Here is a 6,429-nt window from a genome sequence, read left to right on the forward strand (position 1 = left end):
CGACCGCCGCCACTTCCACCCGCTCGGCGTCAAAGGCATCAACCCCTGGGCTTCATAGCTGCCCCAGCATCTCCTTCCACACGGGCCGCCAGTACTCGATGGCCTCGGCGGAGTCGAGCTTGGTGTGCACCACGCCGACGGTGCACTTGCCGCCGGCCTTGTCGCTGAAGTTCAGGGCCACGCGGGTCCCGTCCGCCAGCGGCACCCGCCAGTAGCGCCATTTCTCGGTGCTCGAGGTGGACGGCTCCGCCTCGATCTCGACTCCGCCGAACTCCTCGCGCTCACCGACGAGCGCGACCCACGCCTGCAGTGCCGCGTCCTTGTCGCCGGCCACGGTCTTCGAGGTGGACAGCTGGAAGTCGCCGTCGCAGGACTGCCCGGGGACTCGTAGCCCGGTGTGCTGTTCGTAGGCGACGGCGGCGTGCTGCGCCCACCATTCGCGCTGCTCCACCGACTCGGGCATGTGCTGCAGCGTCAGCCGCGCGATGGCGGTGCGCTTGAGCTCGCGGGCGCCCTCGCGGTCGAGCAGCTCGACCCAGTCCTCCCACGAGCGGCCGGTGGCGGCGGCGACGGCGGCGGTACTCGACGACTTGACCATGCATTCATGCTGCCCGACCCGCCGCCCCGCCGCGCGCCGCGCTTCAGGGAAGAGAGGGTCGACGACGACGAGGTCCGCCTACCCGCCTGCGCCGCCATCACCCGGCGAGTCGAGTCGGTCCCGGCGGGCCGGCGGGGAACTCCGATTCCCGGCGAAACGCCCGTCGACGCCGGCGGGCCGGGGAACGATGAGGGTTCCGCGGAGAGAGGAGCGGCATGGACGTGGACCGACCCCGGGAGCGCGACGAGACCGAGGCGCAGCGGATCGACCGCAACTGGATCGAGCTGCTCCAAGAGCTGCGCATCGTCCAGACCGGCGGTCAGGTGCTGATCGGTTTCCTGCTGGTCGTGCCGTTCCAGGAGCGGTTCGCGGAGATCAGCTGGGGTGCCAGGGCCCTGTATCTCGTCGTCCTGTCGCTCACCCTGATCTCGTCGGTGATGCTGCTGGCCCCGGTGATGATTCACCGCGCGGTGTTCCGCTCGCACCGCAAGGACCGCGTGCTCCGCTTGTCCGCGACGTTGGCCCGCGCCGGGTTGGCGATCTTGTCCGTCGCGATGGTCGGTCTGGTCGCGCTCATCTTCACTCTGGTGACGGGCACAGCAGGCGGCCTCACCGCTGCGGCCGCGATGGCCGTCTTCGTCGTGGTGATGCTGTTCGTGATCCCGGCCCGACTACGGCGCGGTGCGGTGACGAATCCGTATGTCGCTGAGCTGTGACCGCGGCCGCGGGTGGGGGAGTAGCCCGGCAGGCCGCCACCCGCCTTGACCTGCGGTGCCCTGCGGCCCGTGTTCAGGGCACTGCAGGTCAGAGCTAATGCATAGTGGCAACCGAGGCCCTGGCGACGGCGGGAGCCCGACCAACATTGCTCTTCGCACTCTGTACCCACATTGGGAAACTGATTGGGACTCATTGCCACTCTGGACTGAAAAGTCGCGATCTAGTGCCAATCTGCGGACATCGCTGTCCCTGGACACCGGACAGAGGTCGAGTGCTGGTGCTACAGGTCTCCGGGCAGCTTGTCGCGGCGGATGTCGCGCCAGGAGGGCTGGCGCATGTTGCCGTCGTCGGTGAAGCCCTGGTGGCGGACCTCCACGACGATCTTGGGCGTCACCCAGACGGCGTCGCGGCGAGCGTCGGCGGGCAGCTGCTCCACAAAGGGGCTGGTCTTCCGGCGCAGAGGCTCGAGCTCGTCGAGCAGGGCGCGGGCCTGCTTGTCGGTGAACCCGGTACCTACGCGACCGATGTAGGCCAGCCCCGTCTCGGCGGGCAGGCCCAGTAGGAGGGAGCCGAGCGAGCCGGAGCGGCCACCCTTGCCGGGCCGCCATCCGCCGACGACGGCCTCGGTCGTGGTGAGCAGCTTCTGCTTGAGCCAGGCCTTGGAACGGCGGCCGGATTCGTACTTCGAGTCGCGGCGCTTGGCGACGATGCCCTCCCAGCCGTATTCCTCGGCCTCGGCCAGGGCGCGGTCACCGGGGCCGTTGAGGACCTCCGGCACGTGCACTCGATCGACCTCCCGCAGTGCCGGCGCGAGCAGGTCCAGCACCTCACGGCGGCGCTCCCACGCCTGTTTCTGCAGGTCCACGCCATCGACCTCGAGCACGTCAAAGACGAACAGCTCGACCGGCGGCAGGGACGAGTCCTTGCCCTCGGCGGCGGCCTGCTTGGCCAGCGACGCGAAGTCCGGCACGCCGTTGGCGTCGAGGATCACCAACTCGGCGTCGAGAACGGCCCGCCGCTCGAGCGCTTCGGCCAGCCCGGGAAAGCCGTCGGCGAGCCAGTCCATCGAGTTGCCGTTGCGGCTGACGAGGCGCGTCTGTGCGCCGTCGGTCGCGAGGGTGACGCGGTAGCCGTCCCACTTGCCCTCGAACGCCCACGTGTCGTCGGGCAGTTCGGTCACCTCGGCGGCCGTGGGGATCATGGGCAGCGGCGGCGCGTCGGGGCGGTCGGCGCTGTCGGACCGGTCGGAGGAGGTCGAGCGGGCCGCGCGGCCGGACTTGCCCGACCCGCCGGACTTGCCCGACCCGCCGGACTTGCCCGACCCGTCGGACGCGCCGGAGCTGCCGCCGGAGCGCGAGGGGGACTTGTCGTCGTCGGGGTAGCGCGACTTGGGGTTGTCGCGCCCGCCGTAGAAAGAGTCGGGCGACTGGTCCTTCATGTACTGCACGATCCACTGGTTCTTCTCGGCGCTCGTGCGGACGAGGACGTACCGGCCGGAGACCTTCTCGCCGTCGAGCCACACGATGATCTCGTCCTCGCGCCACTTCTCGCACTCGTAGGTGCCGCGGTCCCAGACGGTCATGTGGCCGGCGCCGTACTCGCCCTTGGGGATGGTGCCCTCAAACGTCTCGTAGCCGAGCGGGTGGTCCTCGGTGTTCACCGCGAGCCGGCGGTCCTTGGGCTCGGTGGGCAGGTTCTTGGGCACGGCCCACGAGGCCAGGACCCCGTGGTGTTCGAGGCGCAGGTCGTAGTGCAGGCGGCGCGCGTGGTGTTCCTGGATCACGAAGATGGGTCCGTCGCCGTCGGAGCGATCGGTCTCGACCTCGCCTTCGAACGGCTCGGGCGTCTTGCGACGGTCTCGTTTGCGCCGGTACTCCGCCAGGCTCGTGACCACCGCGTCCTCGCTGGTGGGGGAGGCGTCACAGCCCTCGGCCTCGGCGGCGCGGGTGGCCGCGCGGTCGGGGTCCTCATCATCCGACGACGACGAGCTCTTCTTGCCCCCGGACGACTTCTTGGCCCGCGACGTCGAGCCGGACGAGGACGCCTTCTCCTTGGCGGAGCCGCCCTTCTTGGCCGTGCCTTCGAGGCCGTCGAGGAGATCGCCGTCGGAGTCCAGGCGCTTGAGGACGTCGTCCCAGTGCAGGTGCGTCAGGCCGCCGTCGCCGAGTTCCTCCCACGAGCGGGGCGCGGCAACCCACGGTTCGGCCCGCCCGCGCAGGGAGTAGGGGGCGACTGTGGTCTTGGCGCCGCTGTTCTGGCTCCAGTCCACGAACACCTTGCCGGAGCGAATCGAGCGCTTCATGGTGGCCGTGACCAGGTCCGGGGTCTGCTTGGCGAGGGACTGCGCGATCTGCTTGGCCACCTTGGAAGCGCTGGCTGCGGTGACGGCCTTGTCCAGCCGGGCGTAGAGGTGGATGCCCTTGGAGCCGCTGGTCACGGGGAACGACTCGAGTCCCGCCTCGGACAGCAGGTCCCGGACGCGGAGGGCGACCTTCGCCGTCGTATCCAGATCCACGTCCTCACCCGGATCGAGGTCGATGACGATCCGCCGGGTCCTGCCCGGCTCGCCGTTCGTGAGGGTCCACTGCGGTACGTGCAGCTCGAGCGCGGCCTGCTGGGCGAACCAGGCGAGGGTCGCGGGGGAGTCCAGCACCGGGTAGCGGACGGTGCGCGAGGAGTGCTCGATCGCCACGCTCGGCACCCAGTCCGGCGCGTGCTGGGGCAGGTTCTTCTCGAAGAAGGAGTCGGCGTCGGTGCCATCGGGCCAGCGCTTGCGGGTGACGGGCCGGTTGCCCGCGTAGGTGATGAGCAGCGGCGCGACGGCCGTGTAGTACTCGAGCACGTCGGCCTTGGTGGTGCCGGTGGCCTCGTAGAGCACCTTGTCGGGGTGGGTGAACCGCACGGTGCGCCCGTCGACCTTCACCGACTCCTTCTGCCCCTTAGTCGCCATGGGACCACTCTCGCATCCGACTCGGACACTGGCGACCGGCTCGGTGGGCGGATCAGGTGGCGACGACGACGAGGGCCGCAACTCGACCGGCCGGCCCCGCGCGTCGTGTGCGGGACCGACCGGAGGGGCGAGGGCGGCTGTGGTTCGTCTACCGAGAGCCGGCCTCGGGGCGTGCGCGCCGAGCGCGGCTCATGCCGCGGCGGTGTTCACCGACGTCTCGACGCTGGGTTCGTCCGGGGCCGTGGCCGGACTTGAGGTGGGCGGCGACGCGGACGGGCTGGTCGTAGCGGTCACCTTGGGCAGCGGCGGCAGATCGAACATCCACCCGGCGGTCCCGTCGGGCCGGAGCATGGCCTGCTGCGCGGAGTCGTCGAGTGCGATCGGGATGATGATCTCGTACTGCCGGCCCGCCGAGAGCGCGGTGGTCTTCGAGTTGGCCGCTTGCTCGCAGTCGGGACTGATGATGCCGGCCCTACGGATGGTCCCGCCGGGGCGGACCTCGGCGAAGTCGCCCGGGCCTATGGACGCCCACCTGCCGGGGCCCTCCTCGGCAGAGGTGCGGATGACCAGGGTGAGCTCCACTCCGCAGCCGGGTGTCTGGACGATGTCGTCGATCCTCGCGGTGCCCAGCTCGACGCCCTCGCGGGAGTCCGGCAGCGTCAGCGAGGTCAGCGTGTTGTTCTTGAACGCGTACTCGCCCAGGTGGGTGAGGTGCCGGGGCAAGGTCACCGTCGCCAACTGATTGCTGACGAACGCCTCGTCGCCGATGGCCTCGAGCGTGTCCGGCAGGGTGACCGACTCCAGCCCGGCCGCTGCGAACGCGCCTCTGCCGACAGCGGTCACGGCGTAGTCGATGCCGTCGATCGTGACGGTGCTCGGGATGGTGACCTCGGTCGCGCCGGAGGCTCCGGAGATGACGGCGGCTCCCTCGGCGGGCGCGCCGGTGTCGACCGAGTAGACCAGGCCGTCCACGACGCCGGTCCAGTCGTCGGCTCGCGCGGGCGCCGCGGCGAGCACCCCCAGCGTGGCGAACGACAGTAGTAGAGCGAGAACGAGCGACAGGTGGCGGCGGGTCGCGGCGGCAGTGGCGGGCAGCGCGGAAGGCATGGGGGATCTTCCTGGGAAGTCGGGCGCGCCGCACCGTCTGATAGGGGAGATGGCGGGAGACGCGTGGGTGGGGCGCACGCGGTCGGGCTGGCCGGCAGGCCCGGAGTCGACCGCGTTGCCGTCATACCTTAGCGCTTCTATCGGCTTTTATGTGGACATTCTCACCGAAGGGGTGTCGCTGTTCATCTGGCACACCGCCTCGAGGCCGCGCCCCGCGTCGGTGCCGTGGGAGCGGCCCGTCGCCGTACTGGGTGTGGGCGTGGCTATGTGACGACGACGAGCCCGCCGATTCCCCGCCGGAGTTCCGTCCGCCGGTTGGACGTGCTCTGCTACACGCGCCAGCCCCCGCCCGGGTGCGGTGCTCCGGAGGGGTTAGTGGCTGGCCAAAAGGTCCGCGAACATCGCTTCGTCGGCGTCCTTGAAGTAATGCCCGTGGGTCCGCATTACTGTTTCGATGCTGTCGGCGCCCACTAAGACGACCTCGAACCGCGCCACTTCGTCGCTGTTGCGGAACTCAGCCTCAGCAGCCTCGTAGGCAGTAACCGCCAGCCGTGTGTCGGTGAACTCCTCCTCGCGGATGAGTCTCCCGGCATCGAAGCTGTAGACAAGAAGGAAGTGAATCAGCGACTGCGCCACCGTAGCCTCCTATGCCTTGTAGTAGCCCTCGTGAACGACCTGCTCGCGGGCTTTGCGAAAGGCCTCAAGGGTAGCCCGATCCACACTAGTCCCCAACTCGCGGGCACGCAGCTGCTTTGCTGCGAGGGCGAAGTAGGTGATCATCGACTCGGGTCCGATGCCGTCTTTGAGCGTCAGGCCGAGTCTGTTGTCCGCTGCCTCAACGGCGTCCGCCCAAGACTGCTCCCAGGGTGTGCGGAACTGGATCTCGACGAATCGGGAGTCTCGGATGACGACGATGTGACGAGCCCAGTACCCCGTAGTTTGAGGCTTACTGACGTAGTCGCGATCCCGGTGAACGTCCCAGCGCTGTGCAATGCGATCGGCGAGCATCCGAACCGCCGCCTGATCCGGGAGGATGACTCGGACGCCGCCGATATCC

General features: G+C 69.4%; 6 protein-coding genes. 1 reads left to right on the forward strand and 5 read right to left on the reverse strand.

The features are described 5' to 3' along the window. Positions 1 to 52: 52 nt before the first annotated feature. Complete coding sequence (locus tag DPA01S_RS07335) at positions 53 to 598, reverse strand: hypothetical protein (protein ID WP_061914960.1); 546 nt, start codon at positions 596 to 598, stop codon at positions 53 to 55. Between the two features lie 215 nt (positions 599 to 813). Between DPA01S_RS07335 and DPA01S_RS07340 the strand changes: the two genes are divergently transcribed. Continuing rightward, positions 814 to 1,314: a DUF6328 family protein gene (locus DPA01S_RS07340; protein ID WP_061229464.1), complete on the forward strand. Its 501-nt coding sequence runs from the start codon at positions 814 to 816 to the stop codon at positions 1,312 to 1,314. 281 nt (positions 1,315 to 1,595) lie between these two features. On the opposite strand, the gene DPA01S_RS07345 is transcribed toward DPA01S_RS07340, so the two are convergent. The 4 genes from DPA01S_RS07345 to DPA01S_RS07365 form a co-directional block, all read right to left on the reverse strand. Beyond that, positions 1,596 to 4,265 (reverse strand): ATP-dependent DNA ligase, encoded by a 2,670-nt coding sequence (locus DPA01S_RS07345; RefSeq protein ID WP_061914963.1) that lies wholly within the window; start codon positions 4,263 to 4,265, stop codon positions 1,596 to 1,598. A gap of 189 nt (positions 4,266 to 4,454) precedes the next feature. Then, positions 4,455 to 5,372: a leucine-rich repeat domain-containing protein gene (locus tag DPA01S_RS07350; protein ID WP_061914966.1), complete on the reverse strand. Its 918-nt coding sequence runs from the start codon at positions 5,370 to 5,372 to the stop codon at positions 4,455 to 4,457. Positions 5,373 to 5,744: 372 nt separating this feature from the next. Beyond that, complete coding sequence (locus tag DPA01S_RS07360) at positions 5,745 to 6,008, reverse strand: hypothetical protein (protein WP_061914972.1); 264 nt, start codon at positions 6,006 to 6,008, stop codon at positions 5,745 to 5,747. Positions 6,009 to 6,017: 9 nt separating this feature from the next. After that, positions 6,018 to 6,429, reverse strand: a 412-nt coding sequence (locus DPA01S_RS07365) for a RelA/SpoT domain-containing protein (protein WP_198150721.1), incomplete at its 5' end; no start/stop codon positions are given.

The organism is Dietzia papillomatosis NBRC 105045 (assembly GCF_001570845.1).
Lineage (GTDB): Bacteria > Actinomycetota > Actinomycetes > Mycobacteriales > Mycobacteriaceae > Dietzia > Dietzia cinnamea.

Coding starts and splice junctions, on each gene's coding strand:
- DPA01S_RS07345 (WP_061914963.1), bottom strand. CDS start 4,265: ATGGCGACTAAGGGGCAGAAGGAGTCGGTGAAGGTCGACGGGCGCACC.
- DPA01S_RS07340 (WP_061229464.1), top strand. CDS start 814: ATGGACGTGGACCGACCCCGGGAGCGCGACGAGACCGAGGCGCAGCGG.
- DPA01S_RS07350 (WP_061914966.1), bottom strand. CDS start 5,372: ATGCCTTCCGCGCTGCCCGCCACTGCCGCCGCGACCCGCCGCCACCTG.
- DPA01S_RS07335 (WP_061914960.1), bottom strand. CDS start 598: ATGGTCAAGTCGTCGAGTACCGCCGCCGTCGCCGCCGCCACCGGCCGC.